The 16,826-nt window shown below is 68.9% G+C and carries 17 protein-coding genes; 9 read left to right on the top strand and 8 right to left on the bottom strand.

From position 1 onward, the window contains the following. Positions 1-49: 49 nt before the first annotated feature. From arsA to IV088_RS06285, 6 genes are all read right to left on the bottom strand, one after another. The gene (arsA, locus tag IV088_RS06310) at positions 50-1,852 is read right to left on the bottom strand and encodes an arsenical pump-driving ATPase (RefSeq protein WP_291099270.1); all 1,803 of its coding nucleotides are present in this window, start codon (positions 1,850-1,852) and stop codon (positions 50-52) included. A gap of 139 nt (positions 1,853-1,991) precedes the next feature. Next, positions 1,992-3,395 carry a HAMP domain-containing sensor histidine kinase gene (locus tag IV088_RS06305; protein ID WP_291099267.1) on the bottom strand — a complete coding sequence of 468 codons (1,404 nt, stop codon included), beginning with the start codon at positions 3,393-3,395 and terminating at the stop codon, positions 1,992-1,994. 7 nt (positions 3,396-3,402) lie between these two features. Beyond that, positions 3,403-4,104 carry a response regulator transcription factor gene (locus IV088_RS06300; RefSeq protein WP_291099264.1) on the bottom strand — a complete coding sequence of 234 codons (702 nt, stop codon included), beginning with the start codon at positions 4,102-4,104 and terminating at the stop codon, positions 3,403-3,405. Between the two features lie 4 nt (positions 4,105-4,108). Beyond that, positions 4,109-4,507 (bottom strand): hypothetical protein, encoded by a 399-nt coding sequence (locus tag IV088_RS06295; RefSeq protein WP_291099261.1) that lies wholly within the window; start codon positions 4,505-4,507, stop codon positions 4,109-4,111. Between the two features lie 23 nt (positions 4,508-4,530). Continuing rightward, complete coding sequence (locus IV088_RS06290) at positions 4,531-5,001, bottom strand: Spy/CpxP family protein refolding chaperone (protein ID WP_291099258.1); 471 nt, start codon at positions 4,999-5,001, stop codon at positions 4,531-4,533. Positions 5,002-5,070: 69 nt separating this feature from the next. Next, the gene (locus IV088_RS06285; RefSeq protein ID WP_291099255.1) at positions 5,071-6,042 is read right to left on the bottom strand and encodes a LysR family transcriptional regulator; all 972 of its coding nucleotides are present in this window, start codon (positions 6,040-6,042) and stop codon (positions 5,071-5,073) included. 77 nt (positions 6,043-6,119) lie between these two features. Here IV088_RS06285 and uraD point away from each other — a divergent pair, with 77 nt between their 5' ends. From uraD to IV088_RS06240, 9 genes are all read left to right on the top strand, one after another. Continuing rightward, the gene (uraD, locus tag IV088_RS06280; RefSeq protein WP_291099252.1) at positions 6,120-6,668 is read left to right on the top strand and encodes a 2-oxo-4-hydroxy-4-carboxy-5-ureidoimidazoline decarboxylase; all 549 of its coding nucleotides are present in this window, start codon (positions 6,120-6,122) and stop codon (positions 6,666-6,668) included. A gap of 61 nt (positions 6,669-6,729) precedes the next feature. Beyond that, positions 6,730-8,163 (top strand): dihydropyrimidinase, encoded by a 1,434-nt coding sequence (gene hydA / locus IV088_RS06275; RefSeq protein WP_291099250.1) that lies wholly within the window; start codon positions 6,730-6,732, stop codon positions 8,161-8,163. Further along, on the top strand, positions 8,160-8,912 hold the full coding sequence (locus IV088_RS06270) for an aspartate/glutamate racemase family protein (protein ID WP_291099248.1): 753 nt from the start codon (positions 8,160-8,162) through the stop codon (positions 8,910-8,912). The genes hydA and IV088_RS06270 overlap by 4 nt, the downstream gene beginning before the upstream one ends. A 38-nt stretch (positions 8,913-8,950) precedes the next feature. Further along, positions 8,951-9,955 (top strand): TRAP transporter substrate-binding protein, encoded by a 1,005-nt coding sequence (locus tag IV088_RS06265; RefSeq protein WP_291099245.1) that lies wholly within the window; start codon positions 8,951-8,953, stop codon positions 9,953-9,955. A gap of 10 nt (positions 9,956-9,965) precedes the next feature. Next, positions 9,966-10,508 (top strand): TRAP transporter small permease, encoded by a 543-nt coding sequence (locus IV088_RS06260; protein WP_291099242.1) that lies wholly within the window; start codon positions 9,966-9,968, stop codon positions 10,506-10,508. Between the two features lie 31 nt (positions 10,509-10,539). Continuing rightward, positions 10,540-11,820, top strand: a complete 1,281-nt coding sequence (locus tag IV088_RS06255) for a TRAP transporter large permease (protein ID WP_291099239.1) — start codon at positions 10,540-10,542, stop codon at positions 11,818-11,820. A 51-nt stretch (positions 11,821-11,871) separates the two neighbouring features. Beyond that, positions 11,872-12,846, top strand: a complete 975-nt coding sequence (locus IV088_RS06250) for a tripartite tricarboxylate transporter substrate binding protein (RefSeq protein ID WP_291099236.1) — start codon at positions 11,872-11,874, stop codon at positions 12,844-12,846. A 7-nt stretch (positions 12,847-12,853) separates the two neighbouring features. After that, positions 12,854-13,222 (top strand): hydroxyisourate hydrolase, encoded by a 369-nt coding sequence (locus IV088_RS06245; protein WP_291099232.1) that lies wholly within the window; start codon positions 12,854-12,856, stop codon positions 13,220-13,222. Positions 13,223-13,334: 112 nt separating this feature from the next. Next, positions 13,335-14,681, top strand: a complete 1,347-nt coding sequence (locus tag IV088_RS06240) for an esterase-like activity of phytase family protein (RefSeq protein WP_291099229.1) — start codon at positions 13,335-13,337, stop codon at positions 14,679-14,681. 50 nt (positions 14,682-14,731) lie between these two features. On the opposite strand, the gene IV088_RS06235 is transcribed toward IV088_RS06240, so the two are convergent. Together IV088_RS06235 and IV088_RS06230 are read right to left on the bottom strand one after the other, a co-directional pair. Next, complete coding sequence (locus tag IV088_RS06235) at positions 14,732-15,730, bottom strand: aldo/keto reductase (RefSeq protein WP_291099226.1); 999 nt, start codon at positions 15,728-15,730, stop codon at positions 14,732-14,734. 144 nt (positions 15,731-15,874) lie between these two features. Further along, complete coding sequence (locus IV088_RS06230; protein ID WP_291099223.1) at positions 15,875-16,825, bottom strand: Gfo/Idh/MocA family oxidoreductase; 951 nt, start codon at positions 16,823-16,825, stop codon at positions 15,875-15,877. Position 16,826: the final 1 nt, after the last annotated feature.

Genomic DNA, 16,826 nt, shown 5'->3' with positions numbered 1-16,826 from the left:
TTGAATCCGGGCTTTCCGGTGCATCACCGGTTCGCCAGCGCACCGACCATCAGGCCGCGGGAGATGGGCCGGAAGCCTGGACCAATGCGCCCAGCGCTTGCACCCCCACCGGCGACTCCGGCAACCACGGCAACACAAACGTCCGCTTCGCCAGCCCGCCCGCGATCCGCTCGGTCTGCCGGATTTCGCCCGCCAGCCGCGCCTGCAGCAGCGGGTCGGTCGTGCCGGTGGCGGCGATGCTTTTGTTGATGACCCAGGCCCAGGGTTCGATCTGGGCTCGGCGCAGGTCGTCCTGCAGCGCGGCGGCCTGGCTGACCGGGGTGACTTCGGGCAGGGTGACGATGATCACGCGCGTCATGCTGCCGTCTTGCAGGCGCATCAGCGGCGTGATGATGTGCAGACCCTTGCTCTCGGCCTGGCCTTCGTACTGCCGCGTCATCTGCCGGTGGTAGGCACCGGTGGCGTCCATGAGCAGCAGGCTGTGGCCGGTGGGCGCGGTGTCGAGCACCACAAAGGCGCTGCGCGCTTCGTTGACCACGCGGCTGAAGGCGTGGAACACAGCCACCTCTTCGGTGCAGGGCGACTGCAGGTCTTCGAGCAGCAGGGCCTTGCCCGGTTCGTCCAGCGCCTTGCCGCGCGTGGCCATGATCTTGGCGATGTAGGCGGCGGTCTCGGCCTTGGGGTCGATGCGGCCGACCTTGAGGCCCTCCAGGCTGCCGTTCAGTGCCTCGGCCACGTGGGCGGCCGGGTCGGTGGTGGTGAGGTGCACGCTGTGGCCGCGCTGCACCAGGCCCACGGCGAGCGCGGCGGCAATGGTCGTCTTGCCCACGCCGCCCTTGCCCATGACCATGATGAGGCCGTGGCCAACGGCGGCGAGTTCGTCGGCCATGCGGGACAACGGTTCGGCGGGCAGCGCGGGGGTGGCCGCATGGGGCGCGGGGGCGGTCACGTCACCGCCCTGCAGCAGCGCCCGCAGCGCGGGCAGGCCCACGGTGTCGAAAGCCCGCAGCGGCACCTCGTCGCGTGGCAGGCGGGCGAGCGCGTCGGGCATGTCCCTCAGCGCCTGGCGGCCCAGCGCTTCGATGGCGTTGGCGATGGGGTCGCTGGCGCTGATGGCGTGGAACACGCCGTTGACGGCCAGGCGCTGGTTGCCCAGGCCGAGCTGGCGCAGCTCTTCGGCGGTGCGCGCGGCCTCCTGCATGGGGCGCGGGTCGGGCCGGGTCACGAGCACCACGGTGGTGAGTGCGGGGTCGCTCAAGGCCTGCAGCGCGGCATTGAAACGCGCTTCCTGCATCTTCAGGCCCGAGTGCGGGCCGAGGCAGGAGGCACCGCGGTCGTTGCCGGCGAGGAAGCCGGTCCAGGCCTTGGGCAAGCTCAGCAGGCGCAGGGTGTGGCCGGTGGGCGCGGTGTCGAACACCACGTGGTCGTAGGCGCTTTCTCCGCCCTCGCCCGCCAGCAGCGCGGCGAATTCGTCGAAGGCGGCGATCTCGGTGGTGCAGGCGCCCGAGAGCTGCTCGCGCACGGTCTGGCGCTCGTCGTCGCTGGCACCGGCTTCGAGCTGCGCGAGCACGCGCTGGCGGTAGGCCTCGGCGGCGGTGTCGGGGTCGATGTTGAGCATGTCCAGCCCCGGCACACCGGGCACGGCCACGGGCTGGTTGGACAGCGGCACACCCAGCATTTCGTCGAGGTTGGACGCGGCGTCGGTGCTGACCAGCAACACACGCTGGCCCGCGTCGGCCAGCGCGATGGCGGTGGCGGTGGAGAGCGAGGTTTTGCCGACGCCACCCTTGCCGGTGAAAAACAGGAAGCGGGTGGGTGCGGTGGCGAAGCCGGGCAGCGTGCGGGTGTTCATGCGTCCAGCATGGCACATCGCGCGGTCGCCCGGTCTGACCCGCGTCAACGCCAGGGGGGTTTTGGCGACGCTGAACACGTTCATCGTGGCGCGCGCATCCCTGCTGCGGGCGGTCTGCGGCGGCTTGTTCAGCGTGGCCTCAACCCGGCAAGCTCACCGTGACCGCCAGGCCCGGGCGCGCGTTGCGCACCGCGAACGTGCCGCCGTGCGCCTGCGCCACCAGCTTGCACAGGTGCAGGCCCAGGCCCACGCCACCCTGGGCACGGGTGCGTGCGGTGTCGGGCCGGAAGAAGGGTTCGGCCAGGTGCGGAAGCAGGTCGTCCGGCACCCCGGGCCCGTGGTCGCGCACCTCGATCTGGATGCCCTTTCCCTCGGCGCGCAGGTGCAGCTCGGGCGGCAGCGGCGCGCCCGCGCTGTGGCGCAGCGCGTTGTCCAGCAGGTTGCGCAACAGCAGGCGGATGCGTGCCGGGTCGAGTGCGAGCGGGGGCAGGGTCGGGTCGGCGTGGAAGGCGATCTCGGTCCTGGCGTCGGGGCGCATGGGCTGGCGCGCCAGCACCTCGGCCACGACCTCCTGGGCCAGCGCGGCCAGCGCCACCGGCTCGCGCTGCAGCGCGGCGTGTTTGGCCGAAAGACGCTCGCTCTCCAGCAGGTCGGTGATCAGGCCGGCCATGTCCTTCAGGTCGCGCATCAGCGCCTCGCGCTGCGGGTTCACGTCCGCCGTTTCGGGCAGCAGCTCGGTGTTGAGCCGAGCGCGGGTGAGCGGGCTGCGCAGCTCGTGGCTGATGGCGAGCAGCAGCGCGCGTTTGGCTTCGAGCATCCGGTGGATGTCGCGGCCCATGGTGTTGATGGTGGTGGCGAGTTCGCCGAGTTCGTCGGGGCCGTGCAGGCAGCGCTCGGGGATGGGCTGGCTGAAGTCGCCCGCGCCAAAGCGGCGGGCGCCTTCGCCGATCGCGTCCAGCGGCTTGAGCAGGCGGCGCACGTAGAGCCAGGCCAGCAGTGTGAGCACGAGCAACGAGGTGAGCGCGTAGCCGATCAAGCGCGGGCGGCGCACGAACACCTCATCATTGATGCCGAACTGGATGGTGTGACCATCGGCGGTCTCGCGCTGGAGGATGCCGTTCCAGTCTTTGCTGCCGCCCCATTTTTCGCCGTTCTTCTCACCGTTGCGCGGCCCGCTGTCATCGGGTTTGTCGCGCATCCAGTCCGACTCGGCCTGGCCGGGGTGCGAGGCCCAGTTCACCTGCGGCCCGGCAATGCGCACGGTGAGCGGCAGGCGCTCGGTGACGGCCAGGGCGCGCTCCACGCTGGGTTGACCGCCGTTCGTGATCTCGGCCGCGATGCGGTCGACGTAGTCCATGAGCAGCGGGCGCGCGGCCTCGCGCCAGCCCATGGAAAACGCTTTCTGCGCGCCCGTGAAAAACACGAAGGTCATGCCGGCCGCGAGCAGCAGGAACACCAGCACCATGCGCAGCTTGATGGAGTGCGCGATGCGGTGCTTGGCGCGCTTCCACGACGAAGTTGTGCGGGATGGGGCGTCGGTCATGTCGGGGTCACACGTTCAGGCGCCGCAGCGCCAGCGAGTAGCCGGCGTTGCGCAGGGTCTTGATGCAGTCCAGCGGCTCCAGCTTCTTGCGCAGGCGGCTGACCACGATGTCCACCGCGCGGGTGTAGAGGTCGGCCTCGTGGCCGCGCAGCTGGTTCAGGATGTCGTCGCGGCTGAACACCTTGCCGGGCTCGCGGGCCAGCAGGAGCAGCAGCTCGTATTCGGTGCCGGTGAGTTCGATCGCCTGACCTTCCCGGATCACGCTGCGGCGCGCGGTGTCGATCTCCAGCCCGTCAAAGCGCAGCGTGGGGGCGGCGCTCATCGCGGGCGTGTGGCCGTTGCCGTTGGGCTTCAGGCGGCGCAGCACGGTCTGGATGCGCGCCACCAGCTCGCGCGGCTCGAAGGGCTTGGGCAGGTAGTCGTCGGCACCGATCTCCAGCCCGACGATGCGGTCCATCACCTCGCCGCGCGCGGTGAGCATGATGATGGGAATGTCGCTGTCCTTGCGGATGGTGCGGCAGAGCTCGAAGCCGTCCATCTCGGGCAGCATCACGTCGAGGATGGCGGCGTCAAAGCCACCGCTGCGCAGCCGCTCCAGCCCTTCGCTGGGGCGGGTGGCGTGCACCAGCTGCAGCTCGAAACGCTGGAAATAGATGGCCAGCGGCGGGCCGAGTTGCTCGTCGTCGTCGATCAGCAGGATGCGGTTCATCGGGTCATTCTGACAGGCCCCCACGCTCCACCGCTGCGCGGGTCGCTGCCCCCCAAGGGGGTTGATTCGCCTTGGGGCGGCCCGGCGGCAAATCGGGGCCTCCCCGAGCCGCCGCCGCATGGTGCCGCACGATCAGGCGGCGCAGCCGGTGCTGCACCGGCACCCCGAGGGTGTCGAAACGGTCGGCCGCCGAGAGCAGCGCGGGCAGCAGTGGCAAGGCCTCGGCGGGTTGCTGCTGCGAGAGCCGGGCCCAGAGGTCGAGCGCGTGCTGGCGGTCGAAGCGCGGGCCCCAGACCATGGCCAGCAGCTCGGCGTGCGGGTCGTCGGCCCCGGCCAGCAAGGCCGGGGCGTGAACCCGGCTTTGCTGGGCCAGGTGGTGGATGGGCTGGAAAGCGGGCGACATGGCCGGTGCTTTCAATGGAGCGATCAGCCCCGGCCCCACCAGCCATGACCGCGCCGGTCCATCTTCTCGCGCACCTGCTGTTGCTGCGCGGGGGTCAGGCTGTCGTAGAAGTCGCCAAACGCGGCCAGCACCTTGGGGCCGTTGCCTTGCACCACCTGGGTTTTCTGGTCGAGCAGGGCCTGGGCCTTGATGCGGTCGAACTTGTCGCCCGCCACCAGCGATTTCATGTCGGCGCGCGGGTCGGCGGAGCCGCCCTTGAAGGCCTTGCGCGAGGCGATCATTTCGTCGGCCAGCACACCGAGCTTGGCTTTCTGCTCGGCGTTGAGGTCGAGCTTGCCGCTGATTTTTTCGATGGCCTTGCCGCGCACCTCGGTGATGCGCTCGTCGCTCCAGCCGCGGGCGTGGTCGCCGCGCGAACCGCAGGCGGTGAGACCGCCGAGCACGACGGTGGCGGCTGCAAAGCCGATGAGACTGCGTTTGATCCAGGTTTTCATGACGGTGTCCCTTTCAGGAAGCTGTTGAACATGACCGTGATGGTGCCGGGGGCCAGCGTGCCAAGGGTGTCAGCGCGGTAGCGGTTTCTTTCGTTTTGTATCGGCGCCGGCCTGGCGCACCCGCTGCAGGTGCAGGTCCACATGAACCGCCAGCGACTCGGCCACGATGCGCGCGATGCGCGGCAGCGGGCGGCTCGCGCTGGTGGCCACCGACACGCTCTGCGCCTGCGCGTTGCGGTCGCGCAGGGGCACGAACACCACGCTGCCGTCGAGCACCTCGGGGCCCACGTCCAGCTCCGAGGTCAGTGCCACGTGGCTGCCGCTGCGCACCAGGCTCTTGACCAGCTGCAGCGAGTTGGTCACCAGCGGCGGCCGCGCTTCCTGCAGCAGCCAGCCGTGGCGTTTTTCCAGGTAGCGGCGAATCGCCAGCGCGCGGCTCTGCGCGGCCAGCGGCCAGGCCGCCACGTCCTTGAAGCCCACCTCGGCGAGCGCGGCCAGTGGGTGCCCGGCCGCCACCGCACAACCCAGCGGCAGCTCGGCGCTCCAGATCAGGTTCAGGTCGCGCTGGGGCTTGAGGTTGAAGGCCACGGCGATGTCCACGTCGCCGCTGAGCAGGTGGGTCACGGCGTCGTCGGGGCTGACGATCTCGATGTCGATCACGATGCCCGGGTGCTCGCGCGCCGCGGTCTGCAGGAACTCGGGCAGGAAGCCGTTGGCGTGGCTGTCCATGGCGGCCAGGCGCAGCTGCCCGTGGTTCACGCCCTGCAGCTGCTTGATGTCGGACAGCGTGCGGTTCAGGTCGGCCTTCCAGCGCTGCGACAGCGCCAGCAGCAGCTCGCCCGCAGCCGTGAGCCGCATGCCGCGCGGCAGGCGCTCGAACAGCGGCACGCCCAGGTCTTCTTCCAGGATCAGGATCTGGCGGTCGATGGCCGAGGCAGAGATCGACACCTCGCGCGCGGCGGCCTGGACCGAGCCAAGCTGGGCCACGGCCGCCACGTAGCGCAACGCTTTCGGGTGCAGGGGACTGTTGAGGCTTCTCATCGTGCTGTTTATTCGAATGATTGACATCAAATTATGCGATGGACGGCAACGCAAAGCGACATCAAACTGCGCCCAAGATGTCCACCACCGACCCACACCCCCTTCCTTTCGACGCGCTGCAGGCGCTCGACGAGTCCGGTTTTGTCGCCCGCCTGGGCGGCGTGGTCGAGCTGTCGCCCTGGGTGGTGCAGCGCGCCTGGCAGCGCCGCCCGTTCGCCTCCCGCGAGGCGGTGTTCGAGGCGCTGGCGGGCTGCATCCGCAGCGCCCCGCTGGACGAGCAGCTCGCGCTGCTGCGCGCACACCCCGAGCTGGCCGGGCGCGAGGCCGTGGCCGGCACCATGACCCCGGAGTCCAACGCCGAGCAGGGCCGCCTGGGCCTGCTGGCCCTGAGCCACGCCGACTGGGAGCGGCTCCACGCCCTGAACGCCCGCTACCGCGAGCGCTTCGGCTTCCCGTTTCTCGTGGCGCTGCGGCTGCACGCCTCGCTGGCCTCGGTCTTCGACAGCTTCGAGCGCCGCCTGCACAACGACCCGGCGCAGGAACGCGACGAGGCGCTGGGCCAGGTGTGCGAGGTGATGCGCGGGCGCCTGGAGCGCACCCTGGCCGAGGCGGGAGCCACGGCATGAGCGCCGCGCTGGGCCGCCCCGAGCAAGCTCGCACCGCAGCCCGAAGGGTGGAGGTTTTCCCATGAGCGCGTTTGACTTCGACCTGGTCGTGCGCAACGCCCGCGTGGCCACCGCCAGCGACGTGTTCCTGGCCGACATCGGCGTGCGGGACGGCCGCGTCGCCCAGCTCGGCCGCGAGCTGCCGCGCGGCGCAACGGACATCGACGCCGCCGGTCGCACCGTCACCCCCGGCGGCGTGGACGCCCACTGCCACCTCGACCAGCCCATGGCCCCGCCGCTGCGCATGGCCGACGACTTCGACACCGGCACCCGCGCCGCGGCCTGTGGCGGCACCACCACCGTGATCCCGTTCGCCGCCCAGGCCAAGGGCGGCAGCCTGCGCGCCGCCGTGGCCGACTACCACCAGCGCGCCGAGGGCCGCGCCCATGTGGACTACGCCTTCCACCTGATCGTGAGCGACCCCACGCCCACCGTGCTGGCACAGGAACTGCCCGCGCTGATCGCCGAGGGCTACAGCTCGTTCAAGATCTACATGACCTACGACGACCTCAAGCTCGACGACGGCCAGATGCTGGACGTGCTGGCGGTGGCCCGCGAGCACGGCGCCATGGCCATGGTGCACGCCGAAAACGCCGACTGCATCGAGTGGCTGACGAAACGGCTGGAGGCCGCCGGGCGCACCGCGCCGCGCTTTCACGGCCTGTCGCGGCCGATGCTGGTGGAGCGCGAGGCCACGCACCGCGCGATGTCGCTGGCCGAGCTGGTGGACGTGCCGATCCTGATCGTGCACGTGTCCGGGCGCGAGGCGGTGGAGCAGATCCGCTGGGCGCGTTCGCGTGGCCTCAAGGTGTTTGCCGAGACCTGCCCGCAGTACCTGTTCCTCACCGCCGACGACCTGGGCCTGGACGACAGCTACCAGGGCGCGCGCTGCGTCTGCAGCCCACCACCGCGCGACAAGGCCAACCAGGCCGTGATCTGGGACGGCCTGGCCGATGGCCTGTTCACCGTGTTTTCTTCGGACCACGCCCCGTTCCGCTTTGACGACCCAGAGGGCAAGAAGCCCGGCGGCGAAGAGGTGCCGTTCCGCCACATCCCCAACGGCATCCCCGGCATCGAGACTCGGATGGCCTTGCTGTATTCCGAGGGCGTGCTGGGCGGGCGCATCACGCTGGAGAAGTTCGTCGAACTCACCGCCACGAACCCGGCCAAGGCCTACGGCCTGCACCCGCGCAAGGGCACGGTGGCCATCGGCAGCGACGCCGACCTGGTGATCTGGGACGAGGGCGAGCGCGTCATCCGCAACGCCGACCTGCACCACGCGGTGGACTACACGCCCTACGAAGGCCAGCGCCTGCGCGCCTGGCCTGGCACGACGATTGCAAACGGCGAGGTGGTGTGGGACGGGGCCTTCCATCCCCGCGCCGGCCAAGGCCGCTTTCTGGCCTGCGGCGCGCCCACGCTGCTGCCCCGCGCGCCCCGGAGCCTCGCCCCATGAAGCTGCTGTTCATCAACCCCAACATCTCGGACAGCGTCTCCGACCTGATCCGCGCCGAGGCGATGCGCAGCGCGTCGCCCGGGACCGAGGTCACGGTGCTGACCGCGCCCTTCGGCGTGGCCTACATCGAGACCCGCTTCGAGGCCCTGATCGGCGCCTACGCCGCGGCCGAACTGGCGGCGCAGCACCACGCGGGGTACGACGCCGTGGTGGTGGCGGCCTTCGGCGATCCCGGCCTGGGCGGTCTGCGCGAAGCCCTGCCCTGCGCCGTGACCGGGCTCACCGAAGCGGCACTCGCCAGCGCCTGCCTGCTGGGCCAGCGCTTTTCCATCGTGGCGATCTCGCAGCGCATCCGTCCCTGGTACCGCGAAACGGTGCACGCCAGCGGCCTCACCGGCCGGCTGGCCAGCATCCGAGGGCTCGACGAACCGCTGGCCGACATCGGCAGCGTGCAGACCGACCAGGGCGAGCGCCTGGTGCGGCTCGCGCAACGCTGTGTGGACGAAGACGGTGCCGACGTGATCGTGCTGGCCGGCGCGCCGCTCGCGGGCCTGGCCCGCGGCCTGGCCGGGCGCCTGCCGGTGCCCATGGTGGACGGCGTCTCCAGCGCCGTGCGCCATGCCGAAAGCCTGGTCGCCCTGCGCCCGCACCGCCCCACCGGCGGCAGCTTTGCGGCGCCCCCGCTCAAACCGAACCGGGGCCTGAGCCCGGCCCTGTCGCTCCTGCTCGCCGCAGGCCGCACCCCCTGATCCATACCCGCCTTTTCACTCACCTCGAAAGCACCGCCATGAAAACACCCTCTTTTGCCCGCCTGCTCGCCCCCGTGTCCCTGGCCGTCGCCCTGATGGCCGCCACCCCCGCCCACGCCCAGCAGAAGCTGCAGATCGCCGGCAACTTCGCCGTCGAGCACCCCAGCAGCGTGGCGGTGGAACAGGTGTTCAAGAAAGAGGTGGCCCGCCTGAGCAACAACCAGCTGGTGGTGGATGTGTTCCCCGCCATGCAGCTCGGTGGCGCCAAGGAAAACGTGGACGCGGTGCGCTCGGGCACCCTGGCCATCACCTGGGTCGGCGCGGCCTTCCTCTCGCGCATCGCGCCCGAGCTGGAAGCGGTGAGCCTGCCCTTCATCTTTGCCAACCGCGACGCCGCCTTCCGCGTGATCGACGGCCCGGTCGGTGACGCCATCGACAAGAAGCTGCAGGACAAGGGCTTCATCGCCCTGGGCTGGATGGAACTGGGCATGCGCCACATCACCAACAGCCGGGCGCCGGTGCAAAACATCGCCGACCTCAAGGGCATGAAGCTGCGCCTGCAACCCAACGAAACCCACCTGGCCACCTTCCGCGCGCTCGGCGCCAACCCGGTGGCCATGGATGCCAAGGAGGTGTACTCGGCGCTCGAACAACACGTGGTGGACGCGCAGGAGAACCCGTACACCGTGATCAGCGCCAGCCGCTACGGCGAGGTGCAGAAGCACCTGAGCAACTCGGGCCATTTCTTCGACTTCATCGCCGTGGTCGCCAGCAAGAAGGCCTTCGAGCAGCTGAAGCCCGAACAGCAGAAGCTGATCCGCGAAGCCATGACCACCACCATCGCCCACCAGCGCAAGCTGGCCATCACGACCGAGGCCAGCGCCCTGGCCGGCCTCAAGGGCAAGATGACCTACACCGAGGTGTCGCCGGCCGTGAAGGAAGAGATGCGCAAGGTGGCGATGGCGGCGGTGCTCGACGGGGTGAAGAAACGCGCCGGCGCCGAGCTGGTCGATCAGGTGCTGGCCGAAGTGGCCAAGCGCTGAGGAGCGAGGCATGAGCGAAGCCGTCTTGCGCCACCCGGTGCTGCCCGTCGTCTACGACACGGCACGCTGGCCGGGCCGCGTGCTCCACGCGTTCGACCACGGGATCATGGTGCTGCTGCTGGTGGCCGTGGGCACCATGGTGGGCGTGGTCTCGGCGCAGGTGCTGCTGCGCTACGGGTTCAACCTGTCGATCGACTGGGCCGACGAGATCTCGCGCCTCGCCTTCGTGTGGAGCATCTTCCTGGCGATCCCGCTGGGCGTTCGCCAGGGCGCGCACATCGGCATCGACATCGTGGTGCTTAAGCTGCCCGTGCCGGTGCAGACCGGCCTGCGCCGGATCGCGGCGGCGCTCAGCGCGGCCCTGATGCTGGCGATCGCCTGGGCCTCGTGGGGCGTGGCGGCCGAACAGTGGGACGAGCTCATGGCCACGCTGGACTGGAGCGTGGGCTGGTTCATTGCGCCGGTGGGTATCGGCGCCCTGCTCTCGGGCCTGCATCTGGTGCGCATCGCCATCGAAGGGCCGCCCCTCGCGGTCGCCGGAGGTGCGGAATGAACGTCGCCACACATTTCATGGAGGCATCGACATGAGCGCCGCCGTCGTCATCGGCTTCATGCTGCTGGCCTGCTTCGGCCTGCCGATCGCCTTTGCCATGGGCGTCGCCGCGCTCGGCGCCCTCTGGGCCACGGGGGTCGATTTCTCCATGGTGCCGCAGCGCATGATGCACGCGGTCAATTCGTTCCCTTTGATGTCCATCCCCTTCTTCATGCTCGCGGGCGAGCTGATGATCAAGGCCGGCATCGTGGAGCGCCTGATCGGGCTGGCCAACGCGCTGGTGGGCCGGGTGCGCGGTGGCATGGCCCACGTGACCATGCTCTCGGGTGCGGGCCTGGCCACGGTGTCGGGCGCGGCGGTGTCGGACGCGAGCGCGCTCTCGTCCATCCTCGTGCCCTCGCTCTCCAGGATCTACGACAAGGGTTTCGCCACCGCCATCGTGGCGGCCGCAGCCAACCTGGGTCCCATCATCCCGCCCAGCGGCGCCATGATCGTCTACGCCTTCATGGCGGGGTCGTCGGTGTCGGTCGGCGGCATGTTCATGGCCGGCGTGGTGCCGGGCCTGATCATCACGGTGGGCTTTATGGCGCTGTGCTCCTGGATCGCCACGCGGCGTGGCTGGGCCGTCACGGGCGAGCCCTTCCGCATCGCCCATGTGCTGCACGAACTGCGCCGCTCGCTGGTGGTGCTGGCCATGCCGGTGCTGGTGATCGGCGGCATCGTGGGCGGCGCCTTCACCGCCACCGAGGGCGCGGCGATTGCCGTGGTCTATGCACTGATCATCGGTTTCTTCATCACGCGCCAGCTCTCGGTGCGCGACCTGCCGGGCCTGGTGGTGCGCGCGGCCATCACCTCGGCGGTGGTCGGTGCGCTGATCGCCTTCGCCTCGGTGATCACCTACCTGATGACGGTGGACCTGCTGCCGCAGACGCTGTCGCAGGCGCTGCGCGGGCTGACGTCCGATCCACTGGTGTTCCTCGCGCTGGTATCGGTGCTGCTGTTTGTGGTGGGCATGTTCCTGGAGTCGAATGCGGCCTACATCATGCTGGTGCCGCTGCTGCACCCCATCGCGCTGCAGTACGGCATCGACCCGCTGCACTTCGGCTTTTTGTTCGTGCTCAACCTGGTGATCGGCATGCTCACGCCACCCGTCGGCGTGGTGCTGTTCGTGGTCTGCGGCGTGACCGGCGTGACCATGCGCGAGCTGGTGCGCAACGCCTGGCCCTTCATCACGCTGATGTACGCGGTGCTGGTGCTGTGCATGTTCTTCCCCGCGGTCGTCACCACCCTGCCCCGGGCACTCGGCTACTGAGCCCGCTGCTTTTCCGCCGTTTCTCTTTACCCACCTCGAAGGACGTTTGCCATGAAACACGCCACCCGCACCTGTCTCGCCGCCAGCGCCCTGCTGTCGCTGGCCCTGCCCGCCGCCCACGCCCAGGCCTGGCCGGCCAAGCCGATCAAGATCGTCGTCACCTTCGCGCCGGGCGGCTCGTCCGACATCGTGGCGCGCCTGCTGCAGCCCGGCCTGCAGGAGAAGCTGGGCCAGACCGTGATCGTCGAGAACAAGCCGGGCGCGGGCAGCACCATCGGCGCCAACGAAGTGGCCAAGGCCGCGCCCGACGGCTACACGCTCCTGCTGTCGAACACCGCGCCCATGAGCCTCTCGCCGTTCATGATGGACAAGGCGCCCTACGACCCGGTCAAGAGCTTCACGCACATCGCCTACATCGGCTCGGTGCCCAACGTGTTCGTGGTGCACCCCTCGGTGCCGGCGAAGACCATGCCCGAGCTGGTGAAGTGGATCAGCGCCCAGAGCCAGCCGGTGAACTACGGCAGCGGCGGCATGGGCTCCATCGGCCACATCGTGGGTGAGATGTTCAAGAACCAGTACAAGCTGAAGATGGAGCACGTGCCCTACAAGGGCTCGTCGCCCATGCACACCGACCTGCTCGGCGGCCAGCTGCAGTTCGCGGTGGACACGCTGACGCAGAACGTGCCCTACATGAAAGACGGCAAGCTGATCGGCATCGCGGTGACCTCGCGCACCCGCTCGCCCATGTCGCCCGGCGTGCCTACGGTGGTCGAGGCCGGCTACCCCAAGCTGCTGGCGGAAAACTTCCTCGGTATCTCGGCACCGGCCGGCACGCCGAAAGACGTGGTGGACAAGGTCAACGCCGCCGTGGCCGACGTGGTGTCGCGGCCCGATGTGGCCAAGCGCCTGGCCGACCTGGGGGTGAGCACCGAGAAGATGAGCCCGGCCGAGTTCACCAAGTTCGTGAGCGACCAGGTCACCGAGTGGGCGCCGGAGGTGAAGGCCTCGGGCGCGCGGCTGAACTGAGCGCCCCATGAACGGCGGACTCTCCATTCACTGTGTGGACGTGGCCAGCGGCCGCGTCGCGGCGGGCCTGCGCGTGGCGGTGCAGCGCCTGGGGCCGGACGGCCTGCCGCAAGGGCCGCTGGTCGCCGAGGGCGCCGTGGGCGGCAACGGCCTGCTGCAGCACCCGGCGCTGATGAGCGAGGCCATCACGGCCGGTGGCTACGAGGTGCGGTTCGAGGTGGGCAATTTCTACCGCGCACAGGGCGTGGCCGTGCCCGAGCCGGCGTTCCTGGAGGTGGTGCCCTACCGCTTTCACATCGCCGACACCACGCAGCACTTCCACCTGCCCTTCAAGTTCACGGCCTGGGGCTTCTCGCTGTTCCGCGGCGGCGCCTGAGCAGGCCTTCACGGCCCCGTCACACACTTGTCGTCCGGGTTTCATGGCGCACGGCGAAGCTGCACAGCTGTGCGGTTTCACCGCCGATCCAAACTCTCACCCCGACGACACCATGCACTTCACCCTCCGGCTTCTGCCCGCCCTGCTCACCCTGGCTCTGGGCAGCGCCCAGGCCCAGACCACCTTCCCCGCCACGCTCATGGGCCACGCCATCCTGCCGGCGAAGACGTTCATCGCCGCACCCAAGGACGCGCCAGCCGACCTGCAGGTCAGCGGTAAGTTCACCACCGGCCAGCGGGTCGAAAAGATCGGCAGCGTCGAAGGCAAGTCCGCCGGCCGCGCCACCGGTGTGTCGCTGCCCTTCAAGGGCCAGCCCATCCAGGGCCACTCGGGCATCAAGCGCCTGGCCGATGGCAGCTTCTGGCTGCTGACCGACAACGGCGCCGGCTCCAAGGCCAACTCGCCCGACTTCGCGCTGTTCCTCAACCGCTACACGGTGGACTTCAAGAGCGGCCAGTTCAAGCGCCTGCAGACCGTGTTCCTTCACGACCCCGACAAGAAGGTGCCGTTCCGCATCGTCCACGAGGGCACGAAGCAGCGTTACCTGACCGGCTCCGATTTCGACACCGAAGGCTTCCAGATCGCTGGCGGGCACTTCTGGATCGGCGACGAGTTTGGCCCGTACCTGATCAAGGCCGACATGAAGGGCCGGGTACGGGCCGTCCATGAAACGAAGGTGGACGGCAAGACCATCGTCTCGCCGGACCACCCTTCGGTCACCACCCCGGGCGCGCCCAACGGCGAGCTGAAGTTCCAGTCGCGCCGCTCCAAGGGCTACGAAGGCCTGGCCTCGTCGCCCGACGGCAGCAAGCTCTACGCCCTGCTCGAAGGCGCGCTGTGGGACGAAGCCACCAAGGCGCCAGAGACCCTGGACGGCAAGCAGTTCCTGCGCGTGCTGGAGTTCGACGTGAGGACCGAGCAGTGGACAGGCCGGCACTGGAAGTACGTGCTCGACGCCAACCACCACGCCATCGGCGACTTCAACATGATCGACGCCACCACCGGCCTGATCATCGAGCGCGACAACGGCGAAGGCACGGCCGACAAGGCCTGCCCCGAAGGCCAGAAGCGCACGGACTGCTTCCACGACCTCGCGAAATTCAAACGCATCGTCAAGGTCGAGCTGAGCGAGGCCAACGTGGGCGGCCCACTGCGCAAGATCGGCCACATCGACCTCATGGCCATCGCCGACCCGAACAAGCTCTCGCGCAAGCCCCTGACCAACGGCGTGCTGACCTTCCCGTTCTTCACCATCGAAAACGTGGACGTGGTGGACGCGACGCACATCGTGGTGGGTAACGACAACAACCTGCCGTTCTCCAGCAGCCGCGAGCCCAACCAGGCCGACGACAACGAGCTGATGCTGCTGGAGGTGGGTGACTTCCTGAAGGCGCGCTGAGCGCTGCCCTGGCCAAAGACAACCGGCCTTGGCCGGTTGTCTTTTTTGTCTCAGAACACCTCGGTGTCCACCTCGGTGTTGGCCTGGGCGGTGTAGCGGTCTCCGTGCACGGTGTGCTGGTTGATCAGCGCGTTCAGGCGCGCGATCACATCGGCCGACAGCCCCACGCTGGCCGCGCCGATGTCGTCCATCAGGTGCTCCACGCTCGTCGTGCCGGGGATGGGCAGGATGTGATCGCCCTGGTGCAGCAACCACGCGATCGTCAGCTGCGCGGGCGTGCAGCCCACCTCGGCCGCGATGGCGTTGTAGGCCGGCAGCAGCGCCAGGTTCCTGGCGTAATTGTCCGGCGCAAAACGCGGCATGCTGCGGCGGATGTCCTTGGCTTCGAAGGCGCTCACGTCCATGGGGCCGCAGAGGAAGCCGCGCGCCACCGGACTGAAGGCGACGAAGCTCACACCCAGTTCGCGGCAGGCCTGCAGCACCGCGATCTCGGGGTTGCGGGTCCAGAGCGAGTACTCGGTCTGCACCGCCGCGATGGGGTGCACCGCGTGCGCCTTGCGCAAGGTGGTGGCCGAGACTTCGGAGAGGCCAATGCTGCGGATCTTGCCCGCGCGCACCAGGTCGGCCAGCGCGCCCACGCTGTCTTCAATGGGCACCTGCTTGTCCCAGCGGTGCAGGTAGTAGAGGTCAATCACCTCGGTCTGCAGGCGCTTCAAGGCGTCCTCGCAGGTGGCCTTGATCGTCTCGGGCCGGCCGTCGATCACGCGCACCTTCACGCCTTGCTCGTTCGGCACGCCCTGCATGCCGCACTTGCTGGCCAGGGTGAACTTCGATCGGTGCTTCGAGAGGTATTTGCCCACCAGGGTCTCGCTGGCCCCGAAGCCGTAGAGCGCCGCGGTGTCGAAGTGCGTCACGCCCGCGTCCAGCGCGGCGAGCAGCACACGCTCGGCCTGCTGTTCGGAAACCGGCGCGCCGTAGGCGTGGCAGATGTTCATGCAGCCCAGGCCGATGGCCGAGACCTGGAAGGGGCCGAGTTGGCGTTGTTGCATGGTGTGATCTCCTGAAATGGGCAACGGCCCCAGCCGTGAGGATGGAGCCGTCGATGCTAAAGGCTGAGCGAAGGGCTTGGTCAAGGGACGCCGCGGAACCGGCTTTGCCGGGCCACTGGCGTCGTCAGTGCCGCAGGGGTGGGCTTAGCCCTTGAGTTGCTGTTCCAGGTTGTGCAGCACCTGGTAGCAGTTGAAGACCTTGCCCACGCTGGAGTTCGGCTCGCGGCCTTCCTTGATCGCGGCGAAGAACTCGCGGTCCTGCAGTTCGATGCCGTTCATGGACACCGCCACTTTCGACACGTCGATCTTTTCTTCCTTGCCGGTGAACAGGTCGTCGTAGCGCGCGAGGTAGGTCGCGGTGTCGCCGATGTAGCGGAAGAAGGTGCCGAGCGGGCCGTCGTTGTTGAACGACAGGCTGAGCGTGCAGATCGCGCCGTTGGCGGCCTTGAGCTGGATGCTCATGTCCATGGCGATGCCCAGGGTCGGGTGGATCGGGCCCTGAATGGCGTTGGCCTGCACGATGGGGCTGTTGCACTGGTAGGCGAACAGGTCCACGGTGTGGGCGGCGTGGTGCCACAGCAGGTGGTCGGTCCAGCTGCGCGCCTGGCCCAGCGCGTTGGTGTTGGTGCGGCGGAAGAAGTAGGTCTGCACATCCATCTGCTGGATGTTGAAGCGGCCCGCCGTGATTTCCTGGTTCACGTACTGGTGGCTGGGGTTGAAGCGGCGGGTGTGGCCGCACATCGCCACCAGCCCGGTCTGCTTCTGCAGGGCCACGACTTCTTCGGCGCCCTTGAGGCTGTCGGCCAGGGGAATCTCCACCTGAACGTGCTTGCCGGCCTTCAGGCAGGCCAGGGTCTGCTCGGCGTGCATCTGCGTCGGCGTGCAGAGGATGACGGCGTCCACTTCCTTCATCGCCAGGCTGTCGGCGAGGTCGGTCGTCACATGCTGGATGCCGTACTTGTCGGCAACCTCTTTGGTCTTTTCCAGGTCGCGGCTGATCAGCGACACGACTTCAACGCCATCGATGTTCTTGATGCCGTCCAGGTGCTTGATGCCGAAGGCGCCGGCGCCGGCGAGTGCGACTTTGATGGTCATG

The organism is Hydrogenophaga sp. (assembly GCF_018780075.1).
Taxonomy (GTDB): domain Bacteria; phylum Pseudomonadota; class Gammaproteobacteria; order Burkholderiales; family Burkholderiaceae_C; genus Hydrogenophaga.
Note: the sequence above shows the minus strand (reverse complement) of the source record. Positions and strands in the feature narration are given on the sequence as shown.

Coding starts and splice junctions, on each gene's coding strand:
- arsA (WP_291099270.1), bottom strand. CDS start 1,852: ATGAACACCCGCACGCTGCCCGGCTTCGCCACCGCACCCACCCGCTTC.
- IV088_RS06305 (WP_291099267.1), bottom strand. CDS start 3,395: ATGACCGACGCCCCATCCCGCACAACTTCGTCGTGGAAGCGCGCCAAG.
- IV088_RS06300 (WP_291099264.1), bottom strand. CDS start 4,104: ATGAACCGCATCCTGCTGATCGACGACGACGAGCAACTCGGCCCGCCG.
- IV088_RS06295 (WP_291099261.1), bottom strand. CDS start 4,507: ATGTCGCCCGCTTTCCAGCCCATCCACCACCTGGCCCAGCAAAGCCGG.
- IV088_RS06290 (WP_291099258.1), bottom strand. CDS start 5,001: ATGAAAACCTGGATCAAACGCAGTCTCATCGGCTTTGCAGCCGCCACC.
- IV088_RS06285 (WP_291099255.1), bottom strand. CDS start 6,042: ATGAGAAGCCTCAACAGTCCCCTGCACCCGAAAGCGTTGCGCTACGTG.
- uraD (WP_291099252.1), top strand. CDS start 6,120: ATGTCCACCACCGACCCACACCCCCTTCCTTTCGACGCGCTGCAGGCG.
- hydA (WP_291099250.1), top strand. CDS start 6,730: ATGAGCGCGTTTGACTTCGACCTGGTCGTGCGCAACGCCCGCGTGGCC.
- IV088_RS06270 (WP_291099248.1), top strand. CDS start 8,160: ATGAAGCTGCTGTTCATCAACCCCAACATCTCGGACAGCGTCTCCGAC.
- IV088_RS06265 (WP_291099245.1), top strand. CDS start 8,951: ATGAAAACACCCTCTTTTGCCCGCCTGCTCGCCCCCGTGTCCCTGGCC.
- IV088_RS06260 (WP_291099242.1), top strand. CDS start 9,966: ATGAGCGAAGCCGTCTTGCGCCACCCGGTGCTGCCCGTCGTCTACGAC.
- IV088_RS06255 (WP_291099239.1), top strand. CDS start 10,540: ATGAGCGCCGCCGTCGTCATCGGCTTCATGCTGCTGGCCTGCTTCGGC.
- IV088_RS06250 (WP_291099236.1), top strand. CDS start 11,872: ATGAAACACGCCACCCGCACCTGTCTCGCCGCCAGCGCCCTGCTGTCG.
- IV088_RS06245 (WP_291099232.1), top strand. CDS start 12,854: ATGAACGGCGGACTCTCCATTCACTGTGTGGACGTGGCCAGCGGCCGC.
- IV088_RS06240 (WP_291099229.1), top strand. CDS start 13,335: ATGCACTTCACCCTCCGGCTTCTGCCCGCCCTGCTCACCCTGGCTCTG.
- IV088_RS06235 (WP_291099226.1), bottom strand. CDS start 15,730: ATGCAACAACGCCAACTCGGCCCCTTCCAGGTCTCGGCCATCGGCCTG.
- IV088_RS06230 (WP_291099223.1), bottom strand. CDS start 16,825: ATGACCATCAAAGTCGCACTCGCCGGCGCCGGCGCCTTCGGCATCAAG.